This is a genomic window from Clostridium paridis (assembly GCF_016765615.1).
Classification (GTDB): domain Bacteria; phylum Bacillota; class Clostridia; order Clostridiales; family Clostridiaceae; genus Clostridium_T; species Clostridium_T paridis.
Map to the genome: position 1 here is coordinate 908971 of NZ_JAESWA010000022.1, position 18852 is coordinate 927822.

Sequence of the window (18852 nt, forward strand, 5' to 3'; positions counted from 1 at the left end):
AAAAATGATTATACCACTATTACCAAATGTTGTCGAGATAGTCTCCAGTTCATAGCCAACATATGTAATCAAATTTCTAATATTTTATCCAATTATTTGCGTCATATTACGAATGTATTCTTAAATTTACCTTATAAATACATTAATTATTCAAATAATCTATATTTTCCTCTTAATTTTTTAGATTTCATAGAGTATAATAAATATTGGTTTATATATTCTAAATATATTAGGACTTATTAGATTATATATTTTAGTTAATTATTTTTTTAGGAGTGATTATATGAGAAAAAGCAGCATACCTAACTTATTTACTTTTGCTAACCTTGCTTTTGGATTACTATCAATTATTGCAACATATAACGATAACTATTTTTTAGCAGCCATTTTTATAATTGTTGCTGGTTTAATAGATAGATATGATGGAAGGATTGCTCGTTTTTTAAATGTTTCTTCTGACCTTGGAAAAGAATTAGATTCATTAGCTGATTTAGTTTCCTTTGGTGTAGCACCTTCAATACTTACTTTCGTATTATATGGATTCCAAAACCTAGGTCCTTATGGAGTATTAGGTTATATATGCGTTATTTTATTCCCTATTTGTGGAGCATTTAGGTTAGCAAGATATAATGCTTCAACATTTGATGGGGTTTTTACAGGGGTTCCAATAACAATTGCTGGAGCAGTAGTTGCACTTTTTGTTTTAGTAACTGTAAATAATAAAACTTCTGTATTTATACCAGTTGTAATAATGATCATTTTATCTTACTTAATGATTAGTACATTTAAGCTAAAAAAAGTATAATTTTATTTTATATTAAAAGGGATTCAGTATAAACTGGATCCCTTTTAGTATATAGTTGAAACTTGCTAATCTTTATCTTTTATTTCTTCAATATATCCTGTAGGAAATTCACCATCAAAATCAGCTCTCTCTTCTTCTCTAAATTCCTCGTCAACTTTCCTTTCAAACTTACCATCTTTCCCTTCAAATCTTTTACTATTTTGAAATAAAAGTTCATTATCTATTTCAGTTAGTATAAGATCTTTTTCTGTTTTCATTACCAATATATCACTCTTAATCTTCACAAAATTTAAGTATGTGTATTCAGTACATTCTAGAATTTTTAATATTTCATCTATTAAATCTCCTAACTTATCTGCTCTTTTAAGTGCTTTCCTTACATCAGTTTTTTTTGCAAGTGCAATATTATTTAATTCACCTGCTGCCCCTACTAATAATCTATATGAATTTACATACTTCTCCATCAATATAACAAGATTTGTAATCTCTTGATAATAGGAGCCTATTATTTCATTATATCCCATACCATCACCATTTGTACTGCTTTCTATAATTTATATTAATGCTAAGGGATTTTATGCTTATATATACTATTTTCAATTTATAATGTATATGATTTTAGAAAATTGTCCACATACTCTTCATCTATATCACAATAAATATTTGACTTAGTATTAATTTCCCTTACTTCATTTGAAATTATACCATCCTCTATATCTGTTAACTCTTCTCTAATAACAGGAAGAAAATATTCTTCTGGATAGTTAAAATACATACTTTTCACCTCTTAAAATTAATCTTTATATCCCTTTTCAGACAAAGGATCACAATATAGTTTAAAATATCCTTGAGGATATTTACATAGAGGGCAAACTCTTGGAGCTTCACTACCTTCGTGAATATATCCACAATTCATGCATTTCCATAACTTATCTCCATCCACTTCAAAAAAGCTATTAGAATCAAGCTGATTATAAAGTTCTGTATATCTCTTCTGATGACTTGCTTCAACTTCTCTAAGTTCTTTGTAGAAATCAGCTACTCTGTCAAAGCCTTCTTCTCTTGCATCCTTTTCAAATTCTTTATAAAGACTTCTAGCTTCTTCTGTTTCTCCGCCTATTGCATCTAATAAATTACTTTTTGTATCTTTAGCTAGTTCTAAGTATCTCCTATATACTTCTCTGGCATGTGCTAATTCATTATGAGCAGTTTCTTTAAATATCTCTGCTACCCATAATAATTCTTCTTGTATTGCTATTTCAGAATAAATTGTATATTTTGTGTTGGCTCTAGACTCCCCAGCAAAAGTTTTAAGTAAATTTCTTTCAGTTTTGCTTCCCCTTAAATCCATGATTTCTCCTTAATTTATTAATATATATACCTGATAGTACTTAAAAAGGTACATACTACTCTCTTATTAAAATATTCAATTATTTTCCTAATGTTACTTTTACATTGGGAAAATAAAGAGAATCTCAAATACATATTTATATTTAAGATTCTCCTAAAAAACTCTATATTATAGAGTTTTAAGTTCAACTAATAATTTATTAATGCCTGAAAATGTCCATAAACTGACATTTTCAAACAAGAATAAATTAAGTTTCCTATAAAAAACTCTATATAAGTTCTATCACTTGCATTTCGGTATTTAAAGACTCTATTTTAGAAGCCATATTTTTTAATATATCTACTTCTCTCTTTTGGCAGCTAAACAAAATTATCTGTCTTTTATAACTAACTTCACTTAATACCTCTAGTACATTCCTAAGCCTATTATCATCATATTGAACAAAAGCATCATCAAAAATTAAAGGTACCTTTTGCTCTTTAAAAAGCATATCAACAAGCGCTAACCTTAATGAGAGATATACTTGATCCCAAGCACCATTACTTAATAATTCCCCACTTAAGATATCACCTCTACCCTCAACAACTACAAGCTCATAATTCTGTGATACTTTTACTTCTTTGTATTTACCTGATGTTAGCTTTGAAAAATAATATGATACTTTCTCATTTAATACCGGTCCCATATTTTTTTGAAGTTCTTTAAATGATTCCTCTAATAATTCAATAGCTAGTTCTACTCCTTTCAATCTTAATGAAAGTTCACTAATATTATCTAGTACTTCTTGCAAATCTCCCTCTATGGAAATTAAACTTCTTTTACCTAAAAACCTATTATATATTGAATTTTCTACATCTTTAAGTTCTTTCTCAATATTTATAAGTTTTAAGTTTGTTTGTTTAATTTCAAAATCAACCTCTTCTTCTGTTTCATAGGAATAATCTAAATTATCATTAATAATATACTCAAGCTCTTTATTTATATTTTCTAAATCTCTATCCTTAAGAAGAACCTTATAAGTTTCTTCTACTGATTTAAGCGAAGCTTGTACCTGCTCTTTTTCTTGTAATTTATCTAATATCTTATCTAATTCTAAATTCAAATTATTTAGTGGAATGTCTTGAAACCCTATCAATTGTAACTTGTCGTATAATTTTTTTTCTTTTCTCTCTTTTTCATTATTAAGAGATTTTAGATTTTCACTATAATTGTTCCATCTTTCATTCACAATTTTTTGTCTAGATAGAACTTCCTTTAAATCTTTAATCTTTAATAGTAACGCTTCTAAGCTATCACACCTAGCATAACCAAAAATAGTATTTAGCATCTTAGTATCTTCTAAATATCTACTTTTGATTTCACTTATTTCTCCATTATAACTTTTTTCTTCTCTCTCTTTTATTAACGCACTTAGTACTCTTATTTCTTCTTTATGTCTTTTATATTTACTTAAAGACACACCTAATTCCTCTAGTGATGAAAACTTAAGCATATTTACATATTCATTTAACTTATTTTCTTTATCTATAATTTTCTCTTCTATCTCTTTTAATCTTTCTTTGCTATACTTATCATCTGTTAATTTCTCAATATCTTTAGATAATTTAAATCTTATATTTAAGAGAAATCCAACAAAAAATAGGGGTATTATAGAGAAGCTTGGTTTAACAAGTGCTAATGCAATTGAAGATAAAATACCCAATATAATCGAAATAGTAATAATAAAATTACTATTCTTTTTTTTCTTAATTTCCTTAGTTAAATCCTCTTTATACCCTAAGTCAATTTTATCTTTTAACATAAAAAGCAATTCTTCATATTCTTTAATGGTACTATCTATGTCATCTTCATAACCTTCAATATTAACCCCTTTACCTAATGAAAGCTTAATTTCATTCAAGCGGTTTTTTAACCCATCAATCTCTTTTATATTCTCTTCATAAACTAGGATTTTACTTTTATTAACTTCTATTTCCTTATATAACTTTAATGTTTTTTCCTCTAAGTCATCTCCTAATTCTATTATACTTTTATTGCCCTCTAGTATTTCTTCTATGCTTCTTCTTTCCTTCTCTATCTCTTGTTCTTCTTCTAATTTACTTTCAATAACCTCATTAAAACTTAATAATACTGCTACATCTTCTTTTATAACCTCAACTTTTTCTCTATCTAGTAAGCCTTCTTCTGATTTGAGTTCAACTTCAATTCCTTCTGCTAGTTTTTTCAATTCCTGACTTTTTCTTAAATATTCTAGAATATCTTTATATTCCTTCTGTAATTTCATTTTTTTAATATGTTTTTTATAGAAATCTAATTTTTTTAATTTTAATTCTGTTTCTTCTTTTTCCTTTTTTATATCTATTAATCTACTTTCATCTTCTATATTTTTATTTGAGGTAATAAGAAAATCTTCTCTTTCTTCAATTAACTTATCTTTACTTTCTTTAAACTTATCTAATTCTCCATTTCCCCTTGTTGTTATTATTGATTTTCGCAATAGCTCTAGTTTAGCAATTGCCTTGAAATAAGATACTCCTTCTTCTCCACTTTCGAAACTATTTGTTAATCTATGCATAACCTCATCATCCTTAGAAGAACTTACATATGTTCCTAACCCTTTAATAAAAAGCGTATTCTCAAAAGAACTAAGGCTTATATTTAAAAGATCTTTTCCCGGTTCATCTAAGCTTATTTCATTTACCTTACTTCCTGATATTTCATCTATAATATTAGAATTATCTTCTTTCTTTGTATTCCCAAAGGATCTTATTATTCTCAAGTCTTCACTTTTAACATTAACTAAAAGTTCTCCTTGAGATCTTTCAGAATTATATATTGCATATCTAGTCCTTAAATTATCCCTTAAAGACTTGTTTCTTTTTGCTGAAATACCATAAAGCCAAACTTTTATGAAACTTTGAAGAGTGCTCTTTCCTGCTTCATTTCCGCCATAGACTATATTAATTCCTTCTTTAAAGGTTAATTCTATGTTTTTTAAGTTTCCAAATCTCTTGATTTTTAGGTCTTTAATAATCATTACCCTTCACTTCCTCTTCCATTAACGCCTCTAAACCTATCTTAAGAGCTTCCTCAAGATAAGTTTTTTCTTCTTCAGTCGCATCTAATAACCTTTCAGCTACTTTTCTATAATAAATTCCTCTCAAAGAATTTTCCTTCTTTATAATATCAATATCTAAATTAACCCTTGTTTCATCCTTTATTTTAATATAATAAAATTTATCTTTTAGCCTATACTCTAAGGTTTTAACTTTTATAGGCATTTCACCATTAATATAACCTGATAAAATTACTTTGTAAAAATTTCTATTAGTATCTTCATCTTTTAGCGACAATAGTATTGAATTAATTACTTGTTCTTGATTAGTGCAATTGCTAATATCTACTTCTATTGAATTATATGTTCTTTCACATAATGGTAAAAACTTAAGATTGACACCATCTTTATATACTTCACCAACGACTATTCCCTTTTCTCCAGTTTCATCAAAGCCTCTTCCTTCTGGGCAGCCTGAATAAGCATAGAATGTATCGTCTTCCTTTCTTATACCTGAAAAACCATGCCTATGTCCTAAGGCTAAGTAATTTAAATTACTCTTTCCTATTTCCTGAATAGTAATAGGGTTATATTCATTTCCTGTAGAGGTGGTAACTTCACCATGCAGTGCCATTATATTAATATATTCCTTATATATTGAGGGAATATTAAAATTCTTTAACAGTGATGTATTCTCATAATTTGAGCTAAAAGAATACCCATAGACAACAGTCTTAATCTCTTCTAGAACTACATATTCTAGTTCATTTGAAAAAATAAATACATTTTTAGGCCAATTAAAAACCTTATAGAAACTTTTTTCACTTAATGGATCATGATTTCCTGCTGCTATAAATACCTTCGTGTCTTTTAATGTTTCTATCTCACTTTTTAAAAATTCTAAGGTTGACTTCTTTATTGAAGAATTGTCAAATATATCTCCACATAGAAGAAGAATTTGTACACATTCTTCATTGGCTAAATCTATGATTTTTTTAAAACTCTTCTTTATATCTTCATTTCTTTTCTCACCATAAGAACTAGATAATTCTTTGAAGGGAGAATCAAAGTGGAAATCTGCTGCATGTATAATTTTTATCCTATTCATATAATCACCTTTTCCGGTTTAAAATTACTCTCAATCGAACTATTGTTCTTATTTTATCATAAGTTTACAGCGAAAAAAAGAGTCTCCTTATAGCCCCTTAATTTAATAATTAATTTATTTTATAATTTTAAAATAAATTGTAATATGTATCCAATTAAGTAAATATATATAAAATTGTAACTTAGTTAAATAAGTTTATATATATTTACTTATAAATTTAATATTTAACTAGTAATTAACACTATTTTTTAAAATTTGTGAATAAATTTAAGGAGGGCATAAGATGAAAAAGAAGATATTCAAGTATTTATCAAACATAATAATTGCTTTACTTTTTGTTTTAGTAATAGTTGCAGCTTATAGCAACATACAATCAAAAGGAAAGCCAGGTAATCTTACATCCATTGGATCTTATGAATGGCTGTCTGTACTCTCTGGAAGTATGAAGCCAGTATTTAATCCTGGAGACCTGATAATTGATAAAAAAGTTGATGCTAACAATCTTAAAGTAGGAGATATCGTAACTTATATCTATGATAAAAGCTTTCTAACATCACATAGAATAACTGAAATTAATAAAGACAATAAAGGAAATCTTGTATTTACAACCAAAGGCGATAGTAACAATGCAAAAGATGATATTTCAATTTCTTCAGATATGATAGTAGGTAAATATTTTTTTAGAATACCACTACTTGGATATCTATTATTAAATATAAAAGGATTACCTTCAGTTATAGGTATATGGCTTTTGTTTTTCTTAGTTACTGGAACAGAAATATATAGAATATATAAAGAACAAAAAAAGGCTGAACCTAGCGAATTAAAACCCGAGTAATATTTACTAAGTTATGAAAAAGGCGCGCTTTTCATATAAATTTGATATTAAATTATAAAATTAAAATTTTAGGGGGAAAAATTATGAATAAAAAATCAATTGGAGCATTATTATTATCTGCATCTTTATTAGTTGCAGGTACAGCATCAACCTTTGCATACTTTACTACTACAGCAGATTCAACTACTCAAAAAATTACATTAGGAGATGTAAAAGTTAATTTTACTGCTCAAACTGAGTGGAGTCTTTTAGCTAGTGGAGTTGACATAGACCACTTTAGTAGAAATAACTTTTCTAATCTTCTTAATAAAAATGATGAAATACTTCCAAGTGGAGACAATGTTTCAAGAGTAGCCCCTGGAGATGTTTTAACTAAAACTTTCACATTAAAGAATGAAGGCAAACTAGATGCTAAGGTTAAATTAAGCCTTGATGACATAAAAGTTGGTAGAGCTGACGATAAAGATCTTTTATTATTAGATTCAAAATTATTTAACTTTAAAGCTTATGCAGTTAATGCAGATGGTACCAGAGGAAATGAGATTAACTTAGTCTTAGCTCCTGGCTATGTATTATTAGATGCTGGTTCTGGTCAAGAAGTTGGAATTACTGTTACTACTCTAGTTGACAACAGTATGACAAATGGTGCTATGAATAAAGTATTATCCTTTAATTTACATGCAGATGCAACTCAATGGAACAACCCAGGTTGGAGTGAATCTGGTCACTAATCACTTGCTATATTAACTTCATAAATATTACAGTGCTTTAAAATTATTTATCGCACTGTAATTCTTTATATTTAGGAGGATATATATGAAGAATTCAAAGCTAATAATTTTAATTGTCCTTTCAATTCTTCTACTAACTTCAGGCACTGTGGGGGTTTATGCATATCTAACTGCTACCACTAAAACAGATCCTATTACATTCACCCTCGGCGATGTAAAGCTTCAAACCTCTAATTCTCCTTGGGAATATGATCCTATTGTAATTGAAAATGCAAAATCTTTAAGGAATGATCTTGTAGAAGGAAAACCTCTTACTTCTGATCTTAATATTAATAACTTAAGACCTGGTGATGCTTTCAATAAGGAGATTACTATAAAATACACTGGTTCTCTCGAATCTAAGCTTAAGATAACAAAGGGAACCTTATTAAGTGAATCGCCCTTCACCTTAAGTATAGAACTTATTAATGGTAATTCAACCATAAAAATATCCAAAGACTCAAAAGATGATAACACTTGGTATGTTGAGAATGTAAAACAAAATGCTTCATTAACATTTAATGTGAGATTAGAAGTTCCGACAAATATTACCAATTCCACTGGTGATAACCTTACCTTAAATAATGATGCTTTTAAACTACTAGATATTACAGCCACTCAATGGAATAACCCAACCTATAGTAATTAATATAGGGTTCTAATTATTAAAATCCTTTAAGCAAGGAGTATAAAAAATGAAGATTAGAAAACAAATTAAAAAATTTATCCTTGCCTTATTCGTTGGAGCAATGATGGTTTCTCTTGTAGTTGGCTCTATAAAGGCATCAGCACTTCAAGGTGTTCAAGACAAGGTAACTATTGTTCCTAAGGTTAGCGATAATAATTCAGGAATGTTTGATGAAAGTGATGGATTTTGGTATCCAGGAAGAAAACTTACTAAGGACTTTGTAATAAAAAATGATAATACAACTGACCTAGAAATAAGTAAAATCTCAGTTAAAATAGAATCAGTTAACAACTTTCTGTTAAGGAAAGTTATAAATCCAGATGAAAGTATATATAATGAATTTTTAAAGAATTTAAAAGTTCAGTTAAAAGATAAAGATTTAGTTCTCTTCGACGGTACATTTGAAGACCTCAAAAATAATAGTGTTTTGTTAGATAAGCCTATAGTAACTTCTGGCGGCAGTTCAGAAGATATTTCTATTACAGTTTATTTAAATGAAACTACAGGAAATATATTTCAAAATCTACAACAGCTATTTAATCTAAGTATTCAATTTTCATTAAAGGATGGCGGGACTGTGACTACTGCCATTACTACACTTCCTAAAACCGGGGCAGCAGCTAACTTTGCCCTTTTAACTGCTTTAGCTATGGCTCTTATTGGTATAGGATTAATCATTTTTGATTACAGACAAAAAAAAGCCTCTCTAAACAAAGGAGGTAATAGCATTGAATAACAAAAAACTTATAAAGATTATTCTACTTTGTTTAACATTAACATTTTCTGGAGTTGGAGTCACCTATTCTTATTTTGTTTATAACGAAAAAGTTGAAAACAGTATTAATGTATCCATTGGAACAATACAATCTGATTTCGTAAATTCTAAAACACAATCACATATCACATGTCCTATAGTTAATATTAGTGGATTACTTCCAGGTGCAACTCAATCTAAAAACTATAATATAAAGAATATAGGAAGCCTAACATCTAAAGTTGCATTTAGTTTAGATAACTTTACAGAATCAGAAAAAGATGCATTAATTCCATATATAAACTTTAGAATTGAGTCTGGCTCTAATCTATTATATGATGGTACTTTAAAAGGCTATATTGAAAGTTCCGATAAAATACTCACTTTAAAAGATCAAAATGATGACCCAATTCTTTTAAAAGCAGATAGTGGCATTGAAGTTAAATTAAGCTTTACTCTTCAAAGTAATGTTCCTTATAAAGCTGAAGGAAAAAGTCTTAAATTCAATATCAATATTCACTCAACTCAACCCAATGATCCTCAGTGGTCTTATTAAAATTAGGAGGTGAAGCGATTATGAATTTAAGAAAAAAATTATCTTATCTTTTCTTATGCTTGGTTCTTCTAGTGACAAGCTGCAATATAGGAACCTATGCTTTTTTATCTGACAAAGCTACAAATTCTAATAATAGTATATCTACTGGGACGTTTCCAAAACCAATTGTAAAACTATATGCTTCAGTAGGTCCAATATACAAAAACTTCTTCACCAGTAATAAAGACTATGAAAGTCCTAATTATAGGCAGTGGCTTGATAATGCATCAACTTTTATTATTAATGATTTACTAAACAAAACCTCCCAAGAACCAGTGGGAAGTGATTATAATAAATTTCAAAATATCTTATCTAATAATAGTGATTTTATTAACGTAAAAAATGACATTTCTACTTCTAGCTTTAAAAGCTGGGCTGGTGAAATAATAAAAGATTCTAGTAGTGTTAATGAGCATGGCTCGTTAATGCACAATATTGTGGTTATTGGTACACCAATAAAGGAAGGTTTAAATTTAGGTAAGATTAATGTAAATAGTTGTGGATTACAAATTGAACAACAAGATATCTTTCAAAGTATTGAAAAGAAAAATAAAGATGATAAAATGAATGAATATATTCTAAAAAGAGATGCAAATGAACTTAATCTCGCTAATAATACAAATAGAATAATTACCTTTGATTACGTAAATGGTCAATATGTTAAAACTGGAACTGGCACTAATCAAAACTATGTTCCTGCTACAGAAGCAGATTTAATCATATTTGATATAGGAAGTGAAGGTTATAGTGTATTGCCTGATGAAAAATCAAATCCTTCCTCCTTAAACTATCTTAATAATCTTCTTATTGGCAAAAGAGTTTATGCTAAAAAAACTGGAAAAGATTTAACTACTCCTTGGACAGGAGAAATGAAGAAATTAGTGTTAAATGGAATGGTACCAAATGAAGATTATAGATGTAGATTAGACAGAACCGAGTGTACGGCAATATTTACTTATAAGGAATATCAGGTATCACCTCAAAAGTATATTGTTAATTATTTAAATCCTAAAGATAGTACTAAGGAAATAACCTCTAAAAATACGGAGATTAATGTTGATGAAGATTTAAATATGCCATCTGAAATTTTCAACTAATACTAGAAAGTATTTTAATTAAAAGCCCTTATCTTTTAAATCAAGATAAGGGCTCTTTTCTACATATTTCAATCTAATTAATATCTATATCATTCGTTGTGTCATTTATGACTTCACTTTCTGACGCTTCTAGATATTTATCACCATCAAGTTTCTTATTTTTCTCTTTAATAAATGCTGTAGTTTCCTTAATGATTACATAGAGAATCAATATCCAAATCACTGCAAGTGCAATCGGCCCTTTAAATATTGTAATTATAAGACCCATATAAGGTAATTTAAACTTATACTTACCTACTACATCCTTTGAATTAACCAGCTTTTCATCCTCAACATTATTTGCATCACCTTTTGTTTTATAAAAAACTTCTGAATTATTATTCTGTACATCCACTATTCTATGAGTAACTAAAGTATTACTCTTTTTAAAAGTAATTACGTCTCCTGATTTTAATTTATCTGTAGGAGTTTCTATATCTATTATAAGATCATAAGCTTTAAATGTAGGAGTCATACTATCACTTAATACAGATAAAAATTTAACATTTCCTATTCCTGGCACAGTATCCTTTGATATCTTTGAACTTATAAAAGAACCAACAGAAATTATCGATAAAATAATCAATATACATAGCACTACATTTTCTACTATCTTTAAAAACTTTTTCATTTTTCCACTCCTTACATTTTCAAGATTTACACTTTATTATTTATGTCTCACATGAAAATATATGAATGGAAATCTAGGTTTATAACCTAAAAAGATCTTTCCAAGAAAGATTATTAACTCTCTCTTGAAAAGATCTCGGTAGCTTATAAACTTGAACTTTCTGGTGGAACTTCTCCCATAGTAATCCCTCCTAAAATTTCAAAGTCATGATTACCAGTAAATAATGTTCCGTAGAGGCTAACCCTTAGCTCTCTCTACTTCAAGTGGCTCTCGTATTCGGCTACCATTCTTTTTACCATTTCGCCTCCAACTGAACCACATTGTCTAGCTGTTAGGTCTCCATTATAATCACTAAATGGAACACCAAGTTCTCTAGCTATTTCTGTCTTAAATTTACTTAGACCATTTTTTGCATCGGGAACTAATTTTCTTGACATGGCGGTTTCCTCCTTTGGCTTATGGATTTTTGTAAGCTCCTAAGAAAAATTAATTTCTTTAAGCTTACACTATTATATTAACCATTATAAAACTACTTATTCTTTATTATTTTTTCCTAAAGTGGTAGTTACTTCATAATATTTTAAACTAAATCTATAAAATATTTAAACATTCTAGTCATGTCATCATTATTTCTCATTTTCTCTGGATGCCATTGAACTCCAAACACCTTATTATTTCCTTGCATCTCTATGGCTTCAATAACTCCATCCTTTGAAAACCCAGTTGCAATTAAATCTTTTCCCAGTCTATTTATGGATTGATGATGAAAACTATTAGTGCTTATAGATTTCCCAAATAACTTCACTAAGTTTCCACCATCTATAAAATCAACAGTATGGGTAGCAATATCATTATCTCCTACTTGAGAATGTTTTAGGTAATCCTTATATCCATAACTTATGTCCTGATGAAGTGATCCTCCAAAAAATACATTTATAGCTTGAATTCCCCTGCATATTCCTAAAATTCCTTTATTAAAATTTAATGCGCTTTTAATAACTCTTAAATCAAATTCATCCCTATCAGCACTAATGCTTCCTTGCAAAGGCTTTGGTTCTTCTCCATAATATAAAGGATTTATATCACCACCGCCAGAAAGTACAACTCCATCAAGGGAAGAAATTATTTCTTCTATATAGTCTTCATCATTTATAACTGGTAATATTATTGGTATTGCACCAACCTTTGCAATAGCATTGGCATAATCAGCATTAACTTGTATTTTCTCGTCACCCACAACGCGTCCATCACAAATAATCGTTAAATTAGGAACTATTCCTATTTTCTTTTTTCTCATGTTTTCACCTTCCACTATTCCAGATTACTATATTATTTTATTATCTTCTAGCCTTACCAGTGATATAGTGAATTTCAATTTTTACTATATTAGTAACTTCATGGGCTCTTTCTATATATTTCATTCCTTCTTCATTAAAATCACTTGAATATTTATTGATAAATTCCTTGAGAACTTCAATTTTTTCAGTTCCTGATATTTCTTTAGCTTCTCCAAAAGCAATTACACTTTCATACTTTGTGGTAAATTTTTCTGGAACAGCTTGAACACTTCCTACAACTGTAAATGAAGTCTTAGGATTCTTTCTTAAAGAATCTATTTTAAACCCAACATTTGCACAATGAAAATAAATAGCTTCGTTCAGGTACACATAATTAACTGGAACTCCATAAGCATACCCATTTTCACCAGTAACAGAGAATATACCATAGTTTTCGTGATCTAAAATTTTAACTATATCATCTTTCAATATTTCTCTTTCTTTTTTTCTCATTTCTCTAAACATACTAACACCCCTCTTTTATTCTTTTAAATCTGAACTTTAATCTCTGAACTCTATTTTACTTTGTTTCATAAATAAAGTCATGTAAATATTTCTTATTAGCTTCTATATCAACATCTTCAAGATACAATCCATTTAAAATTAATAGTTTATGTGTACCATCTACAGGAATTCTGTACTGCTTAATTTCTTTATTATTAAATGAAACAATTGTACTAGCAATGGATATAATTGATCTATTATCTAAGCTCGTTTCAACATATGGTAGTAATGAAGAGGCGATAGAAGGTAACTTCAATGTACCTTGACTCTTAATTTTCTTAAAAATTTCATTCAATACGGTTCTTTGTCTTTCAGTTCTTTCAAAATCACTATCAAGTTTTCTTATTCTAGAATAAGAAACTGCTTGAATTCCATTTAAATTTTGAACTCCTGGATTTCTTAATTCATAATCACCCTGAATATTATATAATAACTTTAAACTTTTAATGCCTCCATTTGCATATGGTATTTCTTCTTTTTTTATATTAATTTCTACGCCCCCTAAGGAATCAACAATATGTATTAATCCATCCATATTAACCATAATATAGTCTTTAATATCAAGACCAAAGTTTACATTTACAGTTTTTATGGCAAATTCTATCCCTGCATTTATGTAAGCATGATTTAATTGTTGCTTCTCTCCATTCGGCTTATTAATATACATATCTCTTAGTAGAGAAGTTACCTTAACTTCATTATTCTTTTTATCAATAGATAACACCATTATACTATCAGTCATTTTGTTACTACCATCAACTCCAAGAAGTAAAATGTTTGTCACCTCACTACCCTTTATTTCTGTTACACCTAAAGACTCATTATCTTTAGAAATACTAGTTTTTTTAACCTTACTCAAAAATCGGTTAGCAGTAAAAAATACTGTGCCAACTATAGCAACAATTAGTACTACTACAACAATTAATATTTTCTTTTTCTTGCCTTTCATTGTCCCACCCTATTTCTTTAATTTATAATTTCAATATATTATAACCTTTTTTGATGTTTATAGAAATATCCAAAGCAAAAAGCAATAGATTTTTCTCTATTGCTTTTTCTCAAAAATATCTTTTAATTTTAAATACTCATCCGAACTTACTGGAAAGTATATTTCCTTTTTAAAAAGCATTCCAACGTTTTCTCTATACGCATAGAAAGTATCGTCAGTGCCCCTTTTAAAGTTTTTTGATGTTCTATTTTTTGCAATTATGTATTTCTTACCATTATAATCTTCTGCTTTAAAGTAATCTCCGCAATCTTTTTTTATAATGCATCTCATAAGAATTATGTCTTCTAGGTCTTCAATTTTATTTAACAAATCCATATTTCAACACGCACTCCAATTCTTTCATTTATATGTATATAATAATTTTCGTAAAACTTAAAATAAATTTAATAGTTTGTTAAAAAAAAATTTTTTTATTCATTTAATTCTATTTCATATCATTTTATAAATGTTTTCACTCATTATCATATACCATTTTCCAAAATACGTCAATTTATCATATAACCTTTTTACAAATTTCATTGTATTTTTTAATTATTCGACTTAAATTAATGTATTCTGTGCTTATAACTGCGTTAAATTACTTCTTAGTTTTTTAAGTTCTTATCCTTTAACTATGCACTCTGTTCTCTGCCATCTTCTAACCAGTTTGCTTGTTCGATGGCTTCAGTAATTGAACTGCAAAAATTCTCTTCTCCAATTATATCTACATATCCATACTTTTTAAGCATTTCCATAGGTTGATTTTGAGCATCTAAAATGATTAATTTTGTATGATGCTTTTTACAAATATCATATAACATTTCAAAGGAATGGTATGCCGTAGAATCCATAAACGGAACCTTGCTCATTTTTATAATTAATATTTTTGATGGATTTCCCATCTCCCTTATTGCATTAACAAACTTGTTTGCTGCTCCAAAGAAAAATGGTCCAGTTATTTCAAAAATCGAAATATCCTCTGGAGTATTTACATTATCAACTAATTCTATTACATCCTCATCTTCTGAATCATCTAATAAATATTTAACCTCTGAGATTTCTGCCATCTTTCTCATAAATAAGAATGACGAAAGTACTACACCTACTCCGATTGCTACCACTAAATCTAAAAACATGGTTAAGAAAAAGGTCACTAAGAATACAATCGCATCACTTTTAGGTGCTTTAAATATCTTTTTAAATGCCTCCCATTCCCCCATGTTATATGAAACCATAACTAATACTGCTGCTAATGAAGCCATTGGAACAAGCTTCACATATGGCATAAATATCATCATTATAAATAGGACACCTAAGGAGTGGATTATCCCTGCCATTGGAGTTCTTCCACCATTTTTTATATTTGCTGCAGTTCTTGCAATAGCCCCTGTAACTGGTATTCCTCCAAAAATTCCTGAAAATATATTAGCTAAGCCTTGAGCTATTAATTCCATATTTGAACGATGTTTACCGCCAATCATTCCATCAGCAACAACAGCTGATAACAAGGATTCAACAGAACCCAGAATAGCAATTGTAAGCGCTGGCATCATAAGATCCTCAATAGTACTTAAACTAACCATTGGGAATATTGGTTTTGGAAATGAAGAAGAAAGATTACCAAATTCACTTCCTATTGTGGTTACATTAAGCTTTAAAACCATATTAATTATTACTGCTACTATAATAGCTACAAAAGTCCCTGGAATACGCTTATTTACTTTTGGCCAAAAAATAATAATTAATAGGGTTATAACTGAAATTATAAGACTATTCACATTTAAGGTTTTTATATTTGATATATACGATATCCACTTACCAGCAAAGTCTGAAGGTACATTTTTTATAGTTAAACCCAAAAAGTCCTTTACTTGGGTGGATAATATTACGATGGCAATACCACTTGTAAATCCAGTGGTTATAGCTGAAGGTATATATTTTAATAAACTTCCAAGCTTAAGCAATCCCATGATTATAAGAAAAACACCTGCCATAATTGTAGATATTATTAACCCCTGAATTCCATACTTTTCTATAATCCCATACACTATAACAACAAAAGCCCCAGTTGGCCCTGCTATCTGAACTCTGCTTCCTCCAAATAAAGCTACTATGAAGCCTCCAATTATGGCTGTATAAAGTCCTTTTTCTGGCGATACTCCTGATGCAATTGCTAGGGCAATAGACAAGGGTATAGCAATAATTGCTACTATGATTCCTGATATAAAATCTTTGAAGAACTGTTCCTTATTATAATTTTTAAAACACGTAATGGATTTTGGAACTAACACTAAAACTCATCTCCTAATATTTAATAATTCAAAACGTTAATATTATACCATAGCTTATAATAATAACTTCCTTTTATTGAATTTTAAGAAAATTCTATTAGTTCCACAAAAAATACAGGAGCCCTTAGCTCCTGCATTATACTATTTATTTAATTTAAAGGAGGTTACTGATAATATTGTTTGATTTTCCATATCAGCATATTTTAAAGTAACATTATCTCCATCCCTTGCCAAAACTACATCTGCACTTACATTCTTATTAATCATGAATACTTTATCATTATTCTCTAATTTAATGTAAAAGATGGCCTTTCCTTCTTCTGTTGTTTGATTTATTCTCCATATCTTTCCTGTAGCTTCTTGCTCTTTAATAGTAGATGCATTATTATCAATTTTAGCATCTGATGATTCACTTATCTTTCCTTCTACAATTGCCTTTTTAAATGAATCTAGCAAATCTGCTTTATTATCTGCTAAAATAGCATATTTACTTTCAGCAGCCACAAGACCAAGCTTTACAAAAGATCCATCTGTTTTGTTTATTACTGGTATTATCCAAGTATCTACTCCATAGATATTGTATAATATCGGTTGTGATGTAGTCCAATTAGCTTTATCTGCACCTAAAAGTTTTTCTACTGCATTCATAGCACCTTGTCCATTTAACAAACCTGGAGTCTTATAATAAATCATCTCCCCTGTTCTTGAATCCATTAGTGTATATCCAGTCATAGTGGTTGAATTATCTGAGGTATTTGTATGATCAGTAAAGAAATACATTTCTCCGTTACTTCCCACTACAGGTATAACTTGATTCGACTCAATCTCCATGCCTTTTAGGTCTACTCCCGAACTCCAAGCAGTTGGAATATGAACCTCTTTTTGTCCAATTTTAGAATTAATAAATCCTTTCTTATATAATCCGAAATACTGATTATATTGTTCCGCTACATTATAGGTGTATATCTGATCTATCCACTTAGGGGCCTCTTCCTTACTATAAGTTTTTGTCTCACCAGTCTTTAAGTCATATGTTATGACTCCATCGACTATATCTCCAGTTCTCCCAAACTTATAGTGCCCATATGAACCCACATAATAAGGATTTAGGTTGTCATCAAGTTCAACATTTGTATTTAGTAAAACAGAATCCTGCTTTGCACTTCTCATTTTTCTATAGATGTTATTATTAAATAATAGTGATTCACTATGATTAAAACTTACTTCTATAAGCTTTGGTTCTTCTAGTCTTTCCGCTGAAACATAAATAACACCTGGTAATTCTCTATTTAATAAAGCTTTTATTGTTCCATCAAATTCAACTGGCGCTACATAATATGCTCCATTAGGAGTTTTCGTTAAATTCAATTGACCTACTTTATAAAAACTTGGATTTGGCAGAGACCCAATTAAGTTTTGCATTTGATAGTAAGCTGTTTCTGGTGGTACTATTATAATATTTTCAGTATTAGCCTTTGGAGATTTTGTAGTACTCTCAGTTGCTCCTACCATAGCATAAAGCCCCTTTGCATTTGCTATAGAGAAAGGTGCCGTATTATAAATACCAGCTACAACTACTAAAACTACTGAAGCTAAGACTATTTTTTTAGGAAACTTTCCCTGTAGGCTTCTATTTGTGTAACTTAATCCGGCTTCAATTAAAGCCATAATTATCTGAAATATGCCTACAAATCCTACTATCGAGATTATTAAACTTATACTTTTATCTCTGTTTGCCACATAAAAGATTACAAAAGAAAATATAAATCCAACTATGTATCTAAAAATATTATTTCCCTTTGTTGCCCTCTTAAAGTTAGGATTTAAAAATAGTATTGGAACTAAAAAATAAAACAACAAAAACATTTTATTTACTCCTTTATAAGTTATTATATACCATATAAGAAGTATATATGCTTATCTATCTGTTGTCAATATTTTTACTTTAGATATTATCAGTTATTTTTAATAGATTTAATTAGAATACAAATAGTGAAACTT

The 18852-nt window shown here is 28.9% G+C and carries 20 protein-coding genes; 7 read left to right on the top strand and 13 right to left on the bottom strand.

The window, feature by feature from the left end; genetic code table 11:
• Positions 1 to 283 precede the first annotated feature (283 nt).
• Entirely contained in the window at positions 284 to 805 is a 522-nt protein-coding gene (gene pssA, locus JK634_RS12205) for a CDP-diacylglycerol--serine O-phosphatidyltransferase (RefSeq protein WP_202767915.1), read from the top strand.
• A gap of 65 nt (positions 806 to 870) precedes the next feature.
• Here pssA and JK634_RS12210 read toward each other — a convergent pair whose 3' ends face one another.
• From JK634_RS12210 to JK634_RS12230, 5 genes are all read right to left on the bottom strand, one after another.
• On the bottom strand, positions 871 to 1329 hold the full coding sequence (locus JK634_RS12210) for a hypothetical protein (RefSeq protein ID WP_202767916.1): 459 nt from the start codon (positions 1327 to 1329) through the stop codon (positions 871 to 873).
• Between the two features lie 77 nt (positions 1330 to 1406).
• Positions 1407 to 1580, bottom strand: coding sequence for a hypothetical protein (locus JK634_RS12215; protein WP_202767917.1), 174 nt, complete (start codon positions 1578 to 1580; stop codon positions 1407 to 1409).
• An 18-nt stretch (positions 1581 to 1598) separates the two neighbouring features.
• Entirely contained in the window at positions 1599 to 2156 is a 558-nt protein-coding gene (locus tag JK634_RS12220; RefSeq protein WP_202767918.1) for a rubrerythrin family protein, read from the bottom strand.
• Between the two features lie 268 nt (positions 2157 to 2424).
• The gene (locus JK634_RS12225) at positions 2425 to 5193 is read right to left on the bottom strand and encodes an AAA family ATPase (protein WP_202767919.1); all 2769 of its coding nucleotides are present in this window, start codon (positions 5191 to 5193) and stop codon (positions 2425 to 2427) included.
• The gene (locus JK634_RS12230; protein ID WP_202767920.1) at positions 5183 to 6319 is read right to left on the bottom strand and encodes a metallophosphoesterase family protein; all 1137 of its coding nucleotides are present in this window, start codon (positions 6317 to 6319) and stop codon (positions 5183 to 5185) included. The genes JK634_RS12225 and JK634_RS12230 overlap by 11 nt, the downstream gene beginning before the upstream one ends.
• A 283-nt stretch (positions 6320 to 6602) precedes the next feature.
• On the opposite strand from JK634_RS12230, the gene JK634_RS12235 reads away from it, so the two are divergent.
• The 6 genes from JK634_RS12235 (at position 6603) to JK634_RS12260 (ending at position 11061) form a co-directional block, all read left to right on the top strand.
• Positions 6603 to 7157, top strand: coding sequence for a signal peptidase I (locus tag JK634_RS12235; RefSeq protein WP_202767921.1), 555 nt, complete (start codon positions 6603 to 6605; stop codon positions 7155 to 7157).
• An 83-nt stretch (positions 7158 to 7240) separates the two neighbouring features.
• Positions 7241 to 7888 (top strand): hypothetical protein, encoded by a 648-nt coding sequence (locus JK634_RS12240; protein ID WP_202767922.1) that lies wholly within the window; start codon positions 7241 to 7243, stop codon positions 7886 to 7888.
• An 85-nt stretch (positions 7889 to 7973) separates the two neighbouring features.
• Positions 7974 to 8576, top strand: a complete 603-nt coding sequence (locus JK634_RS12245) for a hypothetical protein (protein ID WP_202767923.1) — start codon at positions 7974 to 7976, stop codon at positions 8574 to 8576.
• Between the two features lie 46 nt (positions 8577 to 8622).
• A complete protein-coding gene (locus tag JK634_RS12250; protein ID WP_202767924.1) occupies positions 8623 to 9351 on the top strand; it encodes an LPXTG cell wall anchor domain-containing protein in 729 nt (242 codons plus the stop codon).
• Positions 9344 to 9925, top strand: a complete 582-nt coding sequence (locus JK634_RS12255; protein WP_202767925.1) for a hypothetical protein — start codon at positions 9344 to 9346, stop codon at positions 9923 to 9925. Before JK634_RS12250 ends, JK634_RS12255 begins: the two co-directional genes overlap by 8 nt.
• A 20-nt stretch (positions 9926 to 9945) precedes the next feature.
• Entirely contained in the window at positions 9946 to 11061 is a 1116-nt protein-coding gene (locus JK634_RS12260) for a hypothetical protein (protein ID WP_202767926.1), read from the top strand.
• 73 nt (positions 11062 to 11134) lie between these two features.
• On the opposite strand, the gene JK634_RS12265 is transcribed toward JK634_RS12260, so the two are convergent.
• From JK634_RS12265 to JK634_RS12300, 8 genes are all read right to left on the bottom strand, one after another.
• A complete protein-coding gene (locus JK634_RS12265; RefSeq protein ID WP_202767927.1) occupies positions 11135 to 11731 on the bottom strand; it encodes a signal peptidase I in 597 nt (198 codons plus the stop codon).
• A 254-nt stretch (positions 11732 to 11985) separates the two neighbouring features.
• Complete coding sequence (locus JK634_RS12270; protein WP_202767928.1) at positions 11986 to 12168, bottom strand: alpha/beta-type small acid-soluble spore protein; 183 nt, start codon at positions 12166 to 12168, stop codon at positions 11986 to 11988.
• Between the two features lie 143 nt (positions 12169 to 12311).
• The gene (locus JK634_RS12275) at positions 12312 to 13028 is read right to left on the bottom strand and encodes a gamma-glutamyl-gamma-aminobutyrate hydrolase family protein (RefSeq protein ID WP_202767929.1); all 717 of its coding nucleotides are present in this window, start codon (positions 13026 to 13028) and stop codon (positions 12312 to 12314) included.
• 40 nt (positions 13029 to 13068) lie between these two features.
• Positions 13069 to 13533 (bottom strand): pyridoxamine 5'-phosphate oxidase family protein, encoded by a 465-nt coding sequence (locus JK634_RS12280; RefSeq protein WP_202767930.1) that lies wholly within the window; start codon positions 13531 to 13533, stop codon positions 13069 to 13071.
• 55 nt (positions 13534 to 13588) lie between these two features.
• Entirely contained in the window at positions 13589 to 14521 is a 933-nt protein-coding gene (locus JK634_RS12285) for an LCP family protein (RefSeq protein WP_202767931.1), read from the bottom strand.
• Positions 14522 to 14617: 96 nt separating this feature from the next.
• Entirely contained in the window at positions 14618 to 14896 is a 279-nt protein-coding gene (locus JK634_RS12290; RefSeq protein WP_202767932.1) for a hypothetical protein, read from the bottom strand.
• Between the two features lie 296 nt (positions 14897 to 15192).
• A complete protein-coding gene (locus tag JK634_RS12295) occupies positions 15193 to 16851 on the bottom strand; it encodes a sulfate permease (protein WP_202767933.1) in 1659 nt (552 codons plus the stop codon).
• 141 nt (positions 16852 to 16992) lie between these two features.
• On the bottom strand, positions 16993 to 18717 hold the full coding sequence (locus JK634_RS12300) for a hypothetical protein (protein ID WP_202767934.1): 1725 nt from the start codon (positions 18715 to 18717) through the stop codon (positions 16993 to 16995).
• Positions 18718 to 18852: the final 135 nt, after the last annotated feature.

Bases quoted from the DNA above. Each gene is read 5' to 3' on its own strand.
- pssA (WP_202767915.1), top strand. From the start codon at position 284: ATGAGAAAAAGCAGCATACCTAACTTATTTACTTTTGCTAACCTTGCT.
- JK634_RS12210 (WP_202767916.1), bottom strand. From the start codon at position 1,329: ATGGGATATAATGAAATAATAGGCTCCTATTATCAAGAGATTACAAAT.
- JK634_RS12215 (WP_202767917.1), bottom strand. From the start codon at position 1,580: ATGTATTTTAACTATCCAGAAGAATATTTTCTTCCTGTTATTAGAGAA.
- JK634_RS12220 (WP_202767918.1), bottom strand. From the start codon at position 2,156: ATGGATTTAAGGGGAAGCAAAACTGAAAGAAATTTACTTAAAACTTTT.
- JK634_RS12225 (WP_202767919.1), bottom strand. From the start codon at position 5,193: ATGATTATTAAAGACCTAAAAATCAAGAGATTTGGAAACTTAAAAAAC.
- JK634_RS12230 (WP_202767920.1), bottom strand. From the start codon at position 6,319: ATGAATAGGATAAAAATTATACATGCAGCAGATTTCCACTTTGATTCT.
- JK634_RS12235 (WP_202767921.1), top strand. From the start codon at position 6,603: ATGAAAAAGAAGATATTCAAGTATTTATCAAACATAATAATTGCTTTA.
- JK634_RS12240 (WP_202767922.1), top strand. From the start codon at position 7,241: ATGAATAAAAAATCAATTGGAGCATTATTATTATCTGCATCTTTATTA.
- JK634_RS12245 (WP_202767923.1), top strand. From the start codon at position 7,974: ATGAAGAATTCAAAGCTAATAATTTTAATTGTCCTTTCAATTCTTCTA.
- JK634_RS12250 (WP_202767924.1), top strand. From the start codon at position 8,623: ATGAAGATTAGAAAACAAATTAAAAAATTTATCCTTGCCTTATTCGTT.
- JK634_RS12260 (WP_202767926.1), top strand. From the start codon at position 9,946: ATGAATTTAAGAAAAAAATTATCTTATCTTTTCTTATGCTTGGTTCTT.
- JK634_RS12265 (WP_202767927.1), bottom strand. From the start codon at position 11,731: ATGAAAAAGTTTTTAAAGATAGTAGAAAATGTAGTGCTATGTATATTG.
- JK634_RS12270 (WP_202767928.1), bottom strand. From the start codon at position 12,168: ATGTCAAGAAAATTAGTTCCCGATGCAAAAAATGGTCTAAGTAAATTT.
- JK634_RS12275 (WP_202767929.1), bottom strand. From the start codon at position 13,028: ATGAGAAAAAAGAAAATAGGAATAGTTCCTAATTTAACGATTATTTGT.
- JK634_RS12280 (WP_202767930.1), bottom strand. From the start codon at position 13,533: ATGTTTAGAGAAATGAGAAAAAAAGAAAGAGAAATATTGAAAGATGAT.
- JK634_RS12285 (WP_202767931.1), bottom strand. From the start codon at position 14,521: ATGAAAGGCAAGAAAAAGAAAATATTAATTGTTGTAGTAGTACTAATT.
- JK634_RS12290 (WP_202767932.1), bottom strand. From the start codon at position 14,896: ATGGATTTGTTAAATAAAATTGAAGACCTAGAAGACATAATTCTTATG.
- JK634_RS12300 (WP_202767934.1), bottom strand. From the start codon at position 18,717: ATGTTTTTGTTGTTTTATTTTTTAGTTCCAATACTATTTTTAAATCCT.